Annotated in this window: 13 protein-coding genes and 1 tRNA gene; 3 read left to right on the top strand and 11 right to left on the bottom strand. The window is 63.2% G+C overall.

Annotation, left to right across the window (positions count from 1 at the left end; translation table 11 throughout):
• Positions 1–238: 238 nt before the first annotated feature.
• The 3 genes from pilB to ACQ5SA_RS11350 all read right to left on the bottom strand — a co-directional run bounded on the left by pilB (position 239) and on the right by ACQ5SA_RS11350 (position 5,631).
• A complete protein-coding gene (gene pilB, locus ACQ5SA_RS11360; RefSeq protein WP_499314289.1) occupies positions 239–1,966 on the bottom strand; it encodes a type IV-A pilus assembly ATPase PilB in 1,728 nt (575 codons plus the stop codon).
• A 28-nt stretch (positions 1,967–1,994) separates the two neighbouring features.
• The gene (locus tag ACQ5SA_RS11355; protein ID WP_499314288.1) at positions 1,995–5,030 is read right to left on the bottom strand and encodes a fused MFS/spermidine synthase; all 3,036 of its coding nucleotides are present in this window, start codon (positions 5,028–5,030) and stop codon (positions 1,995–1,997) included.
• A 166-nt stretch (positions 5,031–5,196) separates the two neighbouring features.
• Positions 5,197–5,631: a pilin gene (locus ACQ5SA_RS11350; protein WP_499314287.1), complete on the bottom strand. Its 435-nt coding sequence runs from the start codon at positions 5,629–5,631 to the stop codon at positions 5,197–5,199.
• Positions 5,632–5,980: 349 nt separating this feature from the next.
• Between ACQ5SA_RS11350 and ACQ5SA_RS11345 the strand changes: the two genes are divergently transcribed.
• Genes ACQ5SA_RS11345 through coaE form a run of 3 tightly spaced genes read left to right on the top strand, consistent with a single transcriptional unit; the run spans position 5,981 to position 8,734 of the window.
• On the top strand, positions 5,981–7,240 hold the full coding sequence (locus ACQ5SA_RS11345; RefSeq protein ID WP_499314286.1) for a type II secretion system F family protein: 1,260 nt from the start codon (positions 5,981–5,983) through the stop codon (positions 7,238–7,240).
• Positions 7,241–7,248: 8 nt separating this feature from the next.
• Complete coding sequence (locus ACQ5SA_RS11340) at positions 7,249–8,112, top strand: prepilin peptidase (RefSeq protein ID WP_499314285.1); 864 nt, start codon at positions 7,249–7,251, stop codon at positions 8,110–8,112.
• A 10-nt stretch (positions 8,113–8,122) separates the two neighbouring features.
• Positions 8,123–8,734, top strand: a complete 612-nt coding sequence (coaE, locus tag ACQ5SA_RS11335; RefSeq protein WP_499314284.1) for a dephospho-CoA kinase — start codon at positions 8,123–8,125, stop codon at positions 8,732–8,734.
• A 621-nt stretch (positions 8,735–9,355) separates the two neighbouring features.
• Here the strand turns inward: coaE and ACQ5SA_RS11330 are convergent.
• The 8 genes from ACQ5SA_RS11330 to ACQ5SA_RS11295 all read right to left on the bottom strand — a co-directional run bounded on the left by ACQ5SA_RS11330 (position 9,356) and on the right by ACQ5SA_RS11295 (position 16,026).
• Positions 9,356–10,726 carry a sensor histidine kinase gene (locus tag ACQ5SA_RS11330; RefSeq protein ID WP_100460170.1) on the bottom strand — a complete coding sequence of 457 codons (1,371 nt, stop codon included), beginning with the start codon at positions 10,724–10,726 and terminating at the stop codon, positions 9,356–9,358.
• Positions 10,689–11,366, bottom strand: coding sequence for a response regulator transcription factor (locus ACQ5SA_RS11325; protein ID WP_025874286.1), 678 nt, complete (start codon positions 11,364–11,366; stop codon positions 10,689–10,691). Before ACQ5SA_RS11325 ends, ACQ5SA_RS11330 begins: the two co-directional genes overlap by 38 nt.
• 8 nt (positions 11,367–11,374) lie before the next feature.
• Positions 11,375–11,848, bottom strand: a complete 474-nt coding sequence (locus tag ACQ5SA_RS11320; RefSeq protein WP_499314283.1) for a hypothetical protein — start codon at positions 11,846–11,848, stop codon at positions 11,375–11,377.
• An 88-nt stretch (positions 11,849–11,936) separates the two neighbouring features.
• Complete coding sequence (locus ACQ5SA_RS11315; protein WP_353099366.1) at positions 11,937–12,413, bottom strand: hypothetical protein; 477 nt, start codon at positions 12,411–12,413, stop codon at positions 11,937–11,939.
• Between the two features lie 255 nt (positions 12,414–12,668).
• Positions 12,669–13,547: a 30S ribosomal protein S6--L-glutamate ligase gene (gene rimK, locus ACQ5SA_RS11310; protein ID WP_025874283.1), complete on the bottom strand. Its 879-nt coding sequence runs from the start codon at positions 13,545–13,547 to the stop codon at positions 12,669–12,671.
• Positions 13,548–13,633: 86 nt separating this feature from the next.
• Positions 13,634–13,876 (bottom strand): hypothetical protein, encoded by a 243-nt coding sequence (locus ACQ5SA_RS11305; RefSeq protein ID WP_230112616.1) that lies wholly within the window; start codon positions 13,874–13,876, stop codon positions 13,634–13,636.
• A 137-nt stretch (positions 13,877–14,013) separates the two neighbouring features.
• Positions 14,014–14,087 (bottom strand) — tRNA-Gly (locus ACQ5SA_RS11300).
• 106 nt (positions 14,088–14,193) lie between these two features.
• Positions 14,194–16,026, bottom strand: a complete 1,833-nt coding sequence (locus ACQ5SA_RS11295) for an autotransporter outer membrane beta-barrel domain-containing protein (RefSeq protein WP_499314282.1) — start codon at positions 16,024–16,026, stop codon at positions 14,194–14,196.
• Between the last annotated feature and the right edge of the window lie 177 nt (positions 16,027–16,203).

Genomic DNA, 16,203 nt, shown 5'->3' with positions numbered 1-16,203 from the left:
TCTGCGTCGAGATGGTAGTGCCGGCCGCTGGCCGGCAACCTCATGCACCACGCATCCACGCATGGCGTGGATCTACTGGAAGCTTCCTACCGCGTAGTGCCGGCCGCTGGCCGGCAACCTCACGCACCGCGCATCCACGCATGGCGTGGATCTACTGGAAGCTTCCTACCGCGTAGTGCCGGCCGCTGGCCGGCAACTTAGTGCACCGCGCATCCACGCATGGCGTGGATCTACTGCATCAATCCTTGGTTACGCGGTTGATCTCGGCCAGGCTGGTCACACCTGCAGCTGCCTTCTTCAACGCCGACTGCCGCAGGTCATTCACGCCGATCGCCTGCGCGGCCTCGGCAATCTGCAACGCATTGCCGCCAGCCAGCACGATGGTGGAAATCTCATCGGTCATCGGCATGACCTGGTAGAGACCGGTACGCCCCTTGTACCCCTCGGTGCACTCATCGCAACCCACCGCCTCGTACAGCTCCATGCCCGCATCCAGCTGCGCCTGGGTGAAGCCTTCGGCCAGCAGCGCATGCGCCGGCAGGTTGGCCGGGCGCTTGCAGTTGCCGCACAGCCGACGCGCCAGCCGCTGGGCGATCACCAGCGTCACCGAACTGGTGATGTTGTACGGCGCGATGCCCATGTTCATCAGGCGCGCGATGGTCTGCGGCGCATCATTGGTATGCAGCGTGGACAGCACCATGTGACCGGTCTGCGCCGCCTTGATCGCAATCTCGGCCGTTTCCAGGTCGCGGATTTCGCCCACCATGATGATGTCCGGATCCTGACGCAGGAACGAACGCAGCGCCACTGCGAAGGTCATGCCGCGCTTGTTGTTCTGCTGCACCTGGTTCACGCCTGGCAGGCGAATTTCCACCGGATCTTCGGCAGTGGAAATGTTGCGGGTTTCATCGTTGAGGATACCCAGCGCCGTATACAGCGACACCGTCTTGCCCGAACCGGTCGGGCCGGTCACCAGCACCATGCCGTACGGCTTGTGGATCGCTTCCAGGAACAGCTTCTGCTGCTCTGGCTCGTAACCCAGCTTGTCGATGCCCAGCTTGGCCGCGCTGCCATCGAGGATACGCAGCACCACCTTCTCACCGAACAGGGTGGGCAGCGTGCTGACGCGGAAATCGATCTGCTTGGTCTTTGAAAGATTGAGCTTGATGCGCCCGTCCTGCGGCACGCGCTTTTCGGCAATGTCCAGCTGCGACATCACCTTCAGGCGCGCGGCAATGCGCTGGCTGAGCTTGACCGGTGCGCGCGCGACCAGCTTCAGCAGGCCATCAATGCGCAGGCGCACCCGGTAATCGTCTTCGTAGGGCTCGAAATGGATATCCGACGCCCCCTTGCGGATGGCATCAACCAGCACCTTGTTGACGAACTTCACCACCGGGGTGTCATCGCCCTTGGCGTCGATGCCCGAATCGGTACCCGCGCCGTCGTCATCGCCGAGTCCGACGTCAAGGTTGGCCATGCCCTCGTCATCGCCCCCAAGGGAGTCGCCAATGGTGTCGTGACTGGCATGCCACTGTTCCAAAGTCCGGCGGATCTGATCCTCATCGACAAGAATCGGCTCGACCACCAGGTTGGTGTGGAACTTGATCTCATCCAGCGGATGGGTCGGGTTGCTGGTGCCCACGAACAGCTTGCCACCGCGTTTGAACAGCGGCAGCACGTTGTGCTTGCGCAGCAGCTCCTCGCTGACCAAGCTCATTGCGTTCTGGCTGCTGTCGAACGTGGACACGTCGAACAGCGGCATGCCGAACTCGACCGCGTTAGCGGCCGCCAGCTGCGCGGCCCCGACCACCTTGTTCTGGGCGAACCAGGTCGGTAGCGGCTGGCGAGCGGCGGTTGCCTTGGCCATGGCGTCGCGGGCGGCGGCTTCATCCAGCGCGCCGTCCTGGACCAGGCGACGGGCCAGGCCGGTGATGCCGACGAGGTTGGGGGTGGAAACAACGCTCATGGAATTCCTCTTTTCAATCCTGTCTGGTCTACGGCGCTCCGGCGTGGACAGCCGATGGTGCGCCGGTCGTCGCCATGTAGGTCAGCAACCGTAGCGTACCGCTGTTCCGGGCTTCCGGTGCCAGGGACTTCCAGTGCTTGTCCGACAGTTGCCTGGCCAAGGGAGCATTATCGGTGGATAGCGCCGCATATTGCATTGCACCAAAGAGGTACAGACCTGCCCCTGGGTCGGCAAGCAGCTCGCGTGCCGCTGATCCATCCAGCAGCAACTGGCCAGTGGCAAGTACGCCTGCATGATCATCCGTGGCCGCGGCGCCGGCCAGCGCCAAGGCAGCGGCTACATTGGGGTCGGCAATACTGCACTCCAACCAGGCCCTGCGCTTCCATAGCTCCCGGCGCTCGGCCGGCCCCAGGAACGGTATGGTTCTCCCCGCCACAGCAAAGATCAGTTCGATAGATTGCACTGGCGAACGATCAAGTTCGCAGCGTTGAGCAAGTCCGCGAAGGGTCTGCGCGCGCAGCCAGTCACCTGCTGACAACGAACCGGGAGAGGCATCTGTCCCGCGCAGCACCGCCGAGAGCGAACGCGCGCTGGGCCGAAGGTCCTCGAGGCTGGACGGTTGCGGCGCAAGGCCCGGTGCCAGCGAGACGGCGCTGCCGGTCTCGCGACTCACGACAGGCCACGGCGCAACCATCACCTCCTGGAAGTCGCGTGTAAACGCGGACTGGAATCGGGCCACCGGGGCATTGAGCTTCAGTGTCGGGAAATAATCCGAGTTGCGCGCAGAAGGATACAGCGGCACAAATGCACGCAGCGCGCGGTCATCCATCGCCAAGGTGTCCTGCAGATCCTGCACTGAATGCACGCCGATGCGGGCCAGCTCACGCTTCAACGCAGGCTGTTGGAACAGACCTTCGTTCATCGCCGGCAGCTTTCCAGTGGGCGTAGCCACGAGTATGAGATCACCTCGATTGGCCAGATAAGCGCGAACGTCAGAGAACTCTCCCAACATCCCGCTCAATACCGAACTCACCAGCTCCGGCGTGATTTCATACAGTTGCAGCCATTGCACGAAGACGCCGCGTTCGTTCAGGTGCTGTGGGACGAAGCTGTAGAACTCATCGCTGAACAACGCGGCCGTACCCCCCACCCAAGGATTGGACGGCTCGGAAATGATCAAATCGTACTTGCGTGAACTAGCGGCAAAATAGGCCTTGGCATCGTCGATGACCACCCTCGAGCGGGGATCATTAAAGGCGCGTTCGACGCGGTCACCAAACAGACGCGCTCCCTCCACCATTGCCGGCTCGATTTCAACAGTGTCCACATTGCCGACACGGCGATCCCCCAGCAGCGTGTGGGTACTGAGCCCCGAACCAAACCCGATTACCCCGACGCGTCGGTAGTCATCACGTAGCGCCAAGGGCAACGCCGACAACAGGATCATGGTCGACTCGTCGCTGCTGGGAGCTTGCTGCATCGATACGGCCATACCTGCATCAACCTTGCCATTGGTGGCAATGGCGCGGATGCGGCCGTTGGCATGCGTGTTTTCATACACTGCGACGGTTGCAGTCTGCCCATCGCGACTGAACAGCATCTCCGCCGTTGCATCCAATCGCGCATTGCCGTGCCGATAGACAGACGAATTCAGCACCAACGGATCGAACTGCACCAGCAGCACTGCGGCTGCTACACCTGCTGTACCGACGAAGCCTGCTCGCCAAGCTGGTGAGTGCAGTTTTCCTGCCAGTTCCGATGAAAAATGGCGTAGCAACAGAATGCCCAGCAGTATGTCCACCACTGCCGCCACCACAAGGGCGTACTTCAGGCCCAACATCGGCATCAGCAGGTGCACTGCAGCCAACACGCCAACAATTGCGCCCAATGTGTTGAACGCATATGCCTGCCCAATAGCCTTCTCACCCTGCCCGCTACGGAGCAACGCCAGCGTCAGCAAGGGCAACGTCATGCCGGCAAAGAAGGCTGCCGGGAACATCACGAGCGCGGCGATTACAGCACTTGCGAGGTTGTAGAGTACATAGCCGTCTGCACTCCGGACAATGACACGCATCAACCAGCCGACCCACTCGAAGGCGTGGGCGTACACGAACATCGACGCCAGCGCAGCCAGTCCCATCCAGACCTGGACCCAGCCCGCAACGCGCAGCGGCGAAGGCATGCGATCCGCCCGGCGTCGCAACCACAAGCCACCAAATGCGATGCCAGCGATGAACGCGGCGAGCATCAGTTCAAATGAGTGCAGTGTGGTCCCCAGCGCCAACGACAGCATGCGCACCCAGGTGATCTCATAGACAAAGGACGAGGCACCCGTCATTGCAGCTACCAGTAGCACCAGCAACACCGGAACGGCACGATCCCTCCCGCTGGAGCCCGCATCCGCTGCAACGCCGACATTGATGGGCAGCGGCATATCGTTGCGGGCCAGCGGATACACCAGCAGTGCCACGATCACGTTGAGCAGACCCGCACTGAGTACGGTGCCGGGCAGTCCCACCGCAGGCAGCAACAGGTAGGTTGCAGACAGGGCACCAGCAGCAGCGCCCAAGCTGTTGGAAAAATACAGGCCTGCCAGCACTTCGCCTTGTGCGCCTGGCTGCAGCCGCATGTAGCCGGCGCTCATCAGCGGGAATGTGGCGCCAAGCAGCACGCACTGGGGCAATACCAGCGCGGTGGCCAATGCCCAGCGCAGGCTGGTTGACGAAGCCCCCTCCATCCCCGGCAGCCAGTGCGCATAGGCCCAGCCCGTCGCACCCTGGAAGATGCCGTCGAAACCGATGCCCAGTGCGCCGATCACCAGCTCGATCACAGCATAGGCAAGCAGCGGCCGGCGCAGCAGTGCGGAGCGTCGGCTGACGAGCCAGGCACCCAGCGCCATTCCGCCCATGAACAGGACCAGCACAAGCGATTGCGCGTGGGAGGAATGGCCTAGGAACAGCCCTAGGTATTGCGTCCAGATGGACTGATAGATGAGGCCGGCAAAGCCAGACAGAACGAAAACAAGCAGCAGCCAAGGACCATGGCCGACGATGGTGCGGTTCATTGCGAGCTCCCCAGTCGCAGAATCCAGCTGCCAACAACACACTATTGGCCGGCTGCAGGCAAGCCCCATTGGTTGAGCCAGGCAGCGCAGGCACCGCCAACCTCGCCTGCAAACAAAAACGGGGAGCTTGCGCTCCCCGTCCAAAGCTTCCAACAGATCCGTAGAGTTACGGAGCCTTGGTAGCACCCTGGCAGGAACCCGGGCGGAACTTGGTGTCGATCGAACCTTCACAGACCCAGGACGGGATCACGCCGTTGGCAACCTTGGAGGCGTCCGGGGTGAGGGTGATGGTCTTGGCATCGATGGCCGCATCACCGATCGCCTGAGCGGTCGCAACGATGGCGGTGCCGTTCCATGCGAGCGACTTCACGTACTTGGTTTCCTGGAAGTCCGGCTGCCACTTGTTGTCCGGCAGCTTGTTGTTGCTGGCCACGTACTCCGACAGGTCGGTACGCAGCGAAGAAGCTGCCAGGATCACTTCCGAGACCTTGGCCTTCTTGGTGTAGTTCGAGTATGCCGGCAGCGCGATGGCGGCCAGGATGGCGATGATCGCAACAACGATCATCAGTTCGATAAGGGTGAAGCCCTTCTGGTTCTTCATAGTGATACATCCCCAAGATAGTGGTGGTTGAGTCAGTGCGCTGGATCGGTCCGACCTACGGTCGGCTGAGCGTGTCCTGCACCCTGCGGGTGGATCTACGCAGGTTGCGTGCCAACCCCGGCACGCCTCCCCCTGGATTTCCCCGGGGCCAATGATGGCAGCAAATTCTTGAATGGGAAGCCCCCTTAACAGGAATTGCGACGAACCCAGCAATGTGACGCAGTGCGTCACCTTTGGTCGGCAGCCGGCACGAATTCGCATTCTGCCCCCTTCCGGATCTGCCAAGACGGCGACGAACCCGCTACCATCGGCAGATGCCCGTCTGGGGATGGCGGGCCGGGGAGCCAACATGTCTGTCAGTCGCAGTGCGATCAAGAAAGAGCCCGTGGCGCGAAGCACCATGGAGTTGCAGCCGTTTGTCTGGGAGGGGACCGACAAGCGGGGAATCAAGATGAAGGGCGAGCAGTTGGCCAAGAATGCCAATCTGCTGCGCGCCGAACTACGCCGCCAGGGCATCAACCCCGGCCAGGTAAAGGTAAAGCCAAAGCCGTTTTTCGGTGCTGCCGGCAAGCCGGTATCGGCGAAGGACATTGCGTTCTTCAGTCGCCAGATGGCCACAATGATGAAGTCCGGCGTGCCGATCGTGTCGGCGCTGGAAATCATCGGCAGCGGCCACAAAAATCCGCGAATGAAGAAGCTGGTCGATACGGTGCGCACCGACATCGAGGGCGGCTCCTCCCTGTATGAAGCGATCAGCCGCCACCCGGTGCAGTTCGACGAACTGTATCGAAACCTGGTGAGGGCAGGCGAAAGCGCGGGTGTGCTGGAAACGGTGCTCGACACCATTGCCACCTACAAAGAGAACATCGAAGCTCTGAAGGGCAAGATCAAGAAGGCCTTGTTCTACCCCGCGATGGTCCTGGCCGTCGCATTCCTGGTCAGCACCATCCTTCTGGTATGGGTCGTCCCTCAGTTCGAAGAGGTGTTCCAGAGCTTCGGCGCCGATCTACCCGCCTTCACACAGATGGTGGTGAACCTGTCCCGGTTCATGGTGTCGTGGTGGTGGTTGATGGCGATCGTGCTGATCGGCTCGGTTGTCGCAATCGCAATGACCTACCGGCGCTCGGAAAAGATGCAACATACGGTGGACCGCCTGATACTGAAGGTGCCGGTGATCGGCCAGATCATGCACAACAGCGCCATTGCCCGCTTCGCCCGCACCACGGCAGTGACGTTCAAGGCCGGCGTCCCCTTGGTGGAGGCCTTGGGCATCGTTGCCGGCGCGACCGGCAACAAGGTCTACAGCGATGGCGTCCTGCGCATGCGCGACGACGTGTCGGTGGGCTATCCGGTCAACATGGCCATGAAACAGCTCAACCTGTTTCCGCACATGGTCATCCAGATGACCGGCATCGGCGAAGAGGCTGGCGCATTGGACACGATGCTGTTCAAGGTAGCCGAGTATTATGAGCAGGAGGTCAACAACGCAGTGGACGCCCTGAGCAGCCTGCTGGAACCGATGATCATGGTATTCATTGGTACCCTTGTCGGTGGTTTGGTCATTGCGATGTACCTGCCCATCTTCAAACTCGGCGCCGTCGTCGGCTAAAGGTAACAATGGCATTTCTCGACCAGCATCCCGGCCTCGGCTATCCCGCCGCGGCCGCCTTTGGACTGCTGCTGGGCAGCTTCCTCAATGTCGTCATCCTGCGCCTGCCCAAGCGGCTGGAGTGGGAGTGGAAGCGCGACGCCCGCGAAGTACTGGAGGAGCCGGACTTCTACGAGCCGCCCCCGCCGGGCATCGTGGTGGAGCCTTCGCACTGCCCGCACTGCAAGCACAAGCTGGCCTGGTACGAGAACATCCCGCTGTTCAGCTGGATCATCCAGGGCGGCAAGTGCCGCCACTGCAAGGCACCGATCTCCATCCAGTACCCGCTGGTGGAGGCACTGACCGCTGTGATGGTGCTGGCGTGCGTATGGCAATTCGGCTTCGGCTGGCAGGGCTTCGGCGCCATCGTGCTGACCTGCTTCCTGATCGCCCTGTCCGGCATCGACCTGCGCACCCAACTGCTACCGGATCAATTGACCCTGCCACTGATGTGGCTGGGGTTGATAGGCAGCATCGACAACCTGTACATGCCCGCCAAACCGGCCCTGCTGGGCGCCCTGCTCGGCTATCTGTCGCTGTGGTCGGTGTGGTGGCTGTTCAAGCAGCTGACCGGCAAGGAAGGCATGGGCCACGGCGATTTCAAGCTGCTGGCCGCGCTGGGCGCCTGGTGCGGGATGAAGGGCATCCTGCCGATCATCCTGATGTCGTCGGTACTGGGCGCCATCATCGGCTCGATCTGGCTGTACAGCCGTGGCCGTGACCGGGCGACGCCGATCCCGTTCGGACCCTATCTGGCTTTGGCCGGCTGGCTGTTCTTCATGTGGGGCGAGCCCCTGTTGAACCAGTATCTGGTGATGAGCGGGCTGCGCTGAGGGCGCACCGATGAGCCGTTATGTGGTGGGCCTGACCGGCGGCATCGCCTCGGGCAAGAGTGAAGTGACCCGGCGCTTCGAGGCGCTGGGGATTGTCGTGGCCGATGCCGATCTGGCCGCGCGCGCGGTGGTGGCGGTGGGCAGCCCTGCCCTTGCCCTGATTGCAGAGCGCTTCGGCACGGGAATCCTGCTGGCCGATGGCAGCCTTGACCGGGCCCGCCTGCGTGCCCACATCTTTGCCGACCCGGCCGAGCGGACGGCGCTGGAAGCGATCACCCACCCGGCTATCCGCCTGCTCATGCAACAGCAGTGCGAGCAGGCGGTCAGTCCCTACGCGATGGCGGCTATTCCGCTACTGACCGAAGTGGGCGGGCGCACGGCCTACCCATGGCTGGACCGCGTACTGGTGGTGGATGCACCGGAAGCCGTCCAGCACGCCCGACTGATGCAGCGCGACGGCATTGATGCAGCGCTGGCCGACCAGATGATTGCCGCCCAGGCCACCCGCGCGCAGCGGTTGGCGCTGGCCGATGACGTGGTGGGCAATGACGGCCATCCGGATGACCTGCAGGCGCAGGTGGAGCGATTGCACGCTCGGTATCTGGGGTTGGCAGCCGGGTAAGGGCGGGCCTCAGCATGCATGGCATGGCTGATGCTGGCCCCCTTGGGATCTGCACCGCGCAGGACAATGCGTCGATCAAGGCAATTCACCAGGTCGCTCCGGGGCAATCAACGTCCTTGAATGCCCCGGCGGATTGCCAGATCCACAAGCAGGACTGCGACGAGAAAGAAGATCATCGCAACACCCCATTGATACGCCAACGGTCCGAAGAGATGCTTGACCATCGCGCCCACGCCACAAAACGCGCGGCAGCGACCGGGGAGTTCGTTGACTCCATAATGGAGTACGGCCCAGCCGCTCACAGCCGAGCAGGTGGCAAGGGCCAGACTGAGCAGTGCGACAAGGGGCCTGCGCTTCGGTCTACGCTTTGACATTCCTCATCCTCGTGTGGACATCTCCCAGCATTCCCTGGGGCAACGTTTCTGCCCATACGCTATCCGCCGACTCGCCATGAACATGCCGACACAACTGACAACAGTTGTTGAAGGACTATTGAATGGCGGCCAGCGCATGGCTGCGTTGAAGCTTCTCCGCGCCCACTTGACCGAGCGTGAGATTTCGACGACGGATGGATTCGTGCCGACCAAGGTCGGCACCTACCAAAGCAGCAGGCAAAACGGGTTACAGCGGCTTCGGCGAGAACGTCAGCGTGGCGATCACGCCGCGGGCACCGCCCGGGCGCACGCTCACCTGCCAGCCGTACAGATCGCACAGGCGGCTGACGATCGACAGGCCGATGCCGCCGCCCTGCGAGTGACCGGCATGGGTACCGCGATAGCCGCGCTGGAACAGCTTGGCGGCATCTTCCTCGCTCAGGCCCGGCCCGCTGTCGGTCACCGACACAGCGTTGGCGCCCACATGCACACGGACCTCGCCATCCTGCGAGTACTTCACCGCATTGCCGATCAGGTTACCCAGCGCCACCGACAACGCCGCTTCGGGGGCATCGATGACCAGATCGCGTTCGCCATCCAGGTGCAGTTCCAGCGGCTTGCCACCCAACTGCGCGCGATGGGCATCCAGCAGCTGTTCGGCCACACGGGCCACATTGCTGCTGCCCTGACCGCGTTCGTTGCGCGACAGCAGCAGCAAGGCACCGATCAGATCGCTGCACTGTTGCTCGGCACGCTGGATGCGCTGCAGGCGCTGCAGCACCTTCTCGTCCAGGCCCGGGCGGGTCAGCAGCAGCTCGGTAGCGCCACGGATCACCGCCAACGGCGTGCGCAGTTCATGGCTGACGTCCGCATTGAACTCACGGTCGCGCTGCACCACTTCAGTCAGCCGCGAAGAATAGTCATCCAGCGCCTGGGCCAGCTGCCCCACTTCGTCATCGGGGAAGCGCGGCGCCAAGGGTTCGGGGTCGCTGGTGCCGCCACGGTACGCACGTAGACGTGCGGCCAGATCCGAGACCGGCTTCATCACCTTGGAGGCCGACCACCAGCCCAGCACCAGCGACAGCAGGCTGAACACCAGCACCGACAGGAACAGCGCGCGGTTGAGCTGCTGCCCACCGCGAACGCTGTCGGTCATGTCGTAGGCGAGGAACGCCCAGGCATCGGGGGTCTTGCGCACGGCCAGTTTGTAGGAATAGCGCTCACCGCGCTCGTCCACACCGCCCATGTTGTACAGGCCGTCCTTGAACTCGTACCAGTCCGGCTCTTCCTCGCGCAGCGCTTCGAACTTGTCCGGCTTGATCAGGCGCGCGCGCATCTGCTGCACGGGCAGGTCGGGATTGCGGTCGGGGCTTTCGTAGTAACGCCGCACGTACTCGCTGATGTTGCGGTTCATCACGTCTTCCACCAACTGGTTTTCCACCCGCATGCGGGCCCAGTTGGTGGCGAACGCGAACAGTGTCGTCAGGCAGAAGCCCAACAACACGAACGAGACGATGATGCGGCTGCGCAGACGCCGCCGATAAGGCGTGCGCCGGCGCTCCCCCTTGCTTGCCACAGAATCAGGCTTCCGGCGTGGCGATGCGGTATCCGATGCCATGGCGGGTCTGGATCATCGGCACTTCAAAGGGCTTGTCCACCACGGCGCGCAGGCCATGGATGTGCACGCGCAGCGAATCGGAGTCCGGCAGCTCTTCGCCCCAGACACGGGTTTCCAGTTCCTGCCGGGTGACCACGGCCGGGGCTGCTTCCATCAACGCCTGCAGGATCTTCAGTGCGGTCGGGTTGAGCTGCAGCAGCTTGCCCTGGCGGCGCACTTCCAGCGTATCCAGGTTGTATTCCAGATCACCGGTCTCCAGTACGCGGGTCTGCACGCCCTTGCCGCGACGCGACAGGGCGTTCAGACGTACTTCGACTTCCTGCAGCGCAAACGGCTTGATCAGGTAGTCGTCAGCACCGGAATCGAAGCCGGCCAGTTTGTTGTCCAGCGAATCGCGCGCGGTCAACATCAGCACCGGGGTCTGCTTGCGCGCTTCGTTGCGAAGCTTGCGGCATACCTCGATACCATCCATGCCGGGCAGGTTGAGATCCAGGACAATCGCGTCGAACTCATGCACGACAGCCAGATGCAACCCGGTCACTCCGTCGGCAGCGAAGTCCACGGTGTGGCCCCGGTCCTCCAGGTAGTCGCCCAGATTGGCCGCAATGTCGCTGTTGTCTTCGATTACCAGGATTCTCACTGTCACCTCTAATTGACGAATTTACCGACGCGCTGGGCCTGGCCCATGTCGCGCTGTGCCTTGTCCTTCTGCCGAGCACGCTCGGCGACGGTCATGCATTGCGTGGACGACATGTTGGAACCGATGGCCTTCTCACGTCGGCATATTAGACGACTATCTTCACGCGCCTGTGTCAAAACGGTGTTCACGACCTGCTGATCGTTGAAGACCTCAGTTCGTACCGATTCAGGCATCGCGTCCTTGGTCGGATACTGCTCGGCGGCAGTGCGGATGCGAACCAGGGTCTCGCGGACCTTGCCTCGTTCTTCCTGACGCAGCTCGGAATAGGTTTCGCCATCGTTGAGCTCGATCTCGATGCGCTCAACCTGCTGCAGCAGCGGCTTGCCCGGCAGGAATACCTCTTCGGCACTCTTGGCCGCTGCCGAGGCAGCAACCAGGGCCAACGCCGAAACCAGAACCGCTGATATCACTGGATGCTTCATACAAACGAATCCCTGTCTGAGGTGAACGCCGACTGTATGCGGATGCGCGCTCTGCCAGCAAGTGCTGGCCGGCAGGGTGCAGGCGGCCCTAAAGCTTGGAATCGGGGTTCAAGTTGCTGTAGGTGCGCTGGTCGTTGAGCAGGGCCTTGCCCTTCTCCTCGATGCGGCGACGTTCGGCGACGGTCAGGCAGCGGCTCTTGGGCATGTTGCTGCCCGTAGTGCGCTGGTACGAGCAGATCTGGCGACTGTCGTCGTGGGCGCGCGTCAGGATGCTGTTGACCCGTTCCTGATCGTTGAAAACATCATTCTGTACCTGCGGCGGCAGCTCCTGGACGGTCTGCCGGTCGCCCATCCGCTGGGTAATCCGCGCCAAGGCCTGCTGGACCTGACTGCGGTCGTCGGCGGAGATTTCGTTGTAGTCGCCCTGCTGCAGGGCTTTTTCGACCTGGCGGACCTGCTCGGCCACCGGGCTCTGGCGGTCCATCTGCACAGCCGCCTTTTCCGGCTTGGCCAGTGCAACGCCAGGCAGGCACAGCAACAGCACGATCATCGTGGTGCGGTACATCACCAACCTCCCGATCCTTCGGAACGAAGGCCCAACTCTACGAGTGTCCCCACGTGCCCACAAGGGCCCCTTGGCAGGGGGACACTGGGCATAAAAAAGACCCAGGCGGTGCACCCGCCTGGGCCTGAAGTTGTATCCCGATACCGATCCTGCTGAGAGGCAGAGCTGCGGTTCGTTGAAGGCTACGCCCGGGGCGATTAAAGCAGTGTTAAACCCGCAAACCTCGCCTGAATTTAATTTCAAGTCACTGAAATATCAGGATTTTTTTATTTTCTCTACATGCTCGATGATGCGTGCGGCCACGTCCACCCCGCAGGCAGCCTCGATGCCTTCCAGACCGGGGGTGGAGTTCACCTCCAGCACCAGCGGGCCGCGCTCGGAGCGGATCAGGTCCACCCCGCATACCCCTAGCCCCAGCGCCTTGGCCGAACGCACTGCCACCTGTTGCTCGGCCCGGCTGGCCTTGGACGCCACCGCGGTACCGCCGGCATGCAGATTCGAGCGGAAATCCCCTTCCGGAGCCTGGCGTTGCATCGACGCCACCACCTGGTCGCCGACCACGAAGCAGCGCAGGTCGGCGCCCTTCGCCTCGCCGATGAACTCCTGCATCAGGAAGTTGGCATACAGCCCCCGCAGGGCTTCGACGATGCCGCGCGAAGCGCTGGCCTTCTCGGTGAGGATCACACCGCGGCCCTGGGTGCCTTCATTGAGCTTCACCACGTGCGGCGGCGGGCCGAGCATGGACAACAGGTCGACGGTGTCATCCGGGTTGTCGCCAAAGACGGTGACCGGCATGTCGATGCCCTTGGCCGCCAGCAGCTGGTGTGCCCGCAGCTTGTCGCGCGAGCGCAGGATCGCGTCGGACGGGTTGGGCGTGCGTGCACCCATCAGTTCGAACTGGCGCAGCACGGCGGTGCCATAGCGGGTGACCGAAGCACCGATGCGCGGAATGACTGCGTCCACGCCGGTCATGGGCCGCCCCTTGTAGTGCATGGAAAAGCCGTCCGCAGCGATGCGCATGTAGCAGCGCAGGGGGTCGAGGATGCGTACGGTATGGCCGCGCGCGCGCGCGGCCTCGACCAGCCGGCGGGTGGAGTACAGCCGGGTGTTGCGGGACAGGATGGCGAGCTTCATCGCAGTGGGATCGGTCGGCAGGCGCGCAGCATAGCGTGGCGGCGTTGCGCCTGGATGATGCTTTTGCGCGGCAGTGGCTGCCCAGCTCACTCCGTGCCCGGCAGCACCGACGGGTAGGCACGCGCCGCTTCGCCCAGCGCCGCGATGCAGGCCATCTGGATAGCCGACCCGCTGAAGGCGTCCTGATAGATCTGCCCGATCAACTGCGCTGCCTCTGGACCACCGGCGCGCCCGAGTGCTCGAACCGCTTCGACCTGTTTGGCCGAGCCGATGCCGGCGGAAAGAAAGATCCGATGCAGCGCGGTGACGACGTCATCCCTGCGATCCATGCCTGTGTACTCCCTGAAATGAGAGCAATACGCTAGCGGAGGCCGCAGCGGCCGGACATGCCGATTGTTTGAATCTTTGCGCCGTGCGCAAACGAAAAACCCCGGAAGCGACAATGCCGCTACCGGGGTCTGGATTCTGGAGCGGGCGAAGGGAATCGAACCCTCGTCAGTAGCTTGGGAAGCTACAGCTCTACCATTGAGCTACGCCCGCATTGCCCGACAAGTCTATGCGGGGCACGTGTTCAAACGCAACGGGCGGGCCCGTGGAGCCTGCCCGTTGAGTAGACGGCAGGCCCGCAGGCCCGCCGTCGTCCGCATCAGAAGCTGCCGCTGAAGCTGGCAAACAACGTCGCGTCCTGCGCACGCTTCTGCAGGGTGGTGGCGCTCAGGCCGATGTTGCTCTGCAGGCCGAACAGTTCCATGCGCGCGCCCATGATGGCGGTTGCATAGTTCTTGTCGAAGTCCATGCCCGGCACGCGGTACATGCCCACGTCCGGCAGGCTCTGCACCCAGGCGCTGGCCTGCTTGGTGTCTTCGAACTCGTGGTCGTAGGTCACCTGCACGTACGGCTTGACGGTGCCGCCGTCGAAGCGGGCCTGCCAACCGATACGGCCCACGGTGGAATCGACATCCTGTTTGCCGTAGCCAAGCGCGGTAGCCATGGTGCCGGCATCGGCGCTTTCGGTGTAACCGTCGATCTTGACCTGCTGCCAGATCACCGAGGCGATCGGACCGTGGCGGAAGCCGCCTTCGGTGCCGAACTCGTAACCGGCGTTCAAGGCGGCGGTCAGGTTGCTGCCGTCCGGCGAGCCGCCGTGTTCGCGGGTCGCCGGGCCGAGCTGGACCTTGCGGTTCACGTCGTAGGACAGCCAGGTGTAGCTGACCTGGCCATTGACCCAGATGCGGTCGCCATACCAACCGGCGAACAGACCGGCGGTGGTGTCCTTCTGTGTGAAATCGCCACGGCTGTTGCCGAAGTCGGCATTCAGACGGCCAAAGCCGGCGAAGCCGCCAAAGACCATGCCGTCACGCGCCCAGTCGACACCGAACAGACCGGCCGGAGCCAGGCCGTCGTACAGATCGGCGTGGTCGTAGCGCTGCATGTCGCCGCGCACGCCGCCCCACCACGACAGGCCATCAGCCGGGCGGCCGGCCCGGTGCAGGCTGACCTGGTCGGCACGCGAGCGGCCGATGGTCTGTGCCGAGTGGCTCAGCACCTGCTGCAGGCGCGGGCCTTCCAGGATCGAAATGGCGTACTGGCCCAGCATCTGGTGGGCGGCAGTGGTCGGGTGGACGTCATCGGCGAACAGGTAGGTGCTTGCCGCATCCGGACGCACATAGGCCAGGGGGCTGCAGGTCAGCGACGACGGCACGGTGCACGCCCGGCCGGTAACGTTGCTGAAGCCGTACATGCCCGGGGTGGCGATGATCTCGCGCAGCAGCGTATAGGTGTCCAGCGGAATGAAGTCGATGCCGGCCTGCTTCAAGCCGCCGTAGAGGGCACTGTTGTAGGCGTTGGACAGCGCCGTCCCCTGCACGCGCGCGGCAGCGCCGCGATCGATGAAGCCCGGAGTGGAGCCGATATCGGGCAGGTTCGGAACCAGCACGTACTCGGCGCCGGCCTGCTTCAGGCTGGCCACGATGCCGATCTGGTCAGTGACCGCAGAACCGATCACGGCCGGCGCCTGGGCCGGGTTGGTGATCTGGAACAGGTCGTTTGCGCCACCCCACACGGTGTACAGCGCGCGCGGATCTGCCTTGCCACCGTTGGCAGCCAGGTAGTTGGCGGTCTGCGTCTTCAACGACGGCACCAGCACGTTGCCCAGCTGCGGGTTGCGGAAGTCGGTACCGACCCGGGCGCCGCCGACAGCGTAGTTGTCGCCGGTCTGGCCGTTACCGTTCGGGCCGGCATTGGTGCCGTAGTAATCGGCCACCCACTGTGCCCACTCCCAGCCGGGGTTGGTGGTGGACTGGCCGGTGACCGGACGCACATCGACCGGCAGCAGCGGGCGGAAGTAGCCGCTATCGGTCAGGCTGTCACCGATGAACACGGTGCGCGAGAACGGGGATTCGCCTGCCATGGCCGGCAGCGCGGCCAGCGCGATCGCGGCCGCCATGAGGGAGCGGATCGGGCGTTTGCTGAGCAGCATGTAAAAACTCCTGTGGGGATATCGTTGAGGATCCGACGCACGTACGCCGGCGCACGGTGAATGGTTTCACTGCGCCGCCAATTGCTCACGCTGCGCCGCCGCATGGATTGTCGCCCGAGCCACGCCCGGCGGGCTTTGCCGGTGCGGGTGTAGCGCACAACTTTGCAACAGTTCCGA

The organism is Stenotrophomonas indicatrix, assembly GCF_050573115.1.
In the GTDB taxonomy this organism is placed as follows: domain Bacteria; phylum Pseudomonadota; class Gammaproteobacteria; order Xanthomonadales; family Xanthomonadaceae; genus Stenotrophomonas; species Stenotrophomonas lactitubi_A.
Note: the sequence above shows the minus strand (reverse complement) of the source record. Positions and strands in the feature narration are given on the sequence as shown.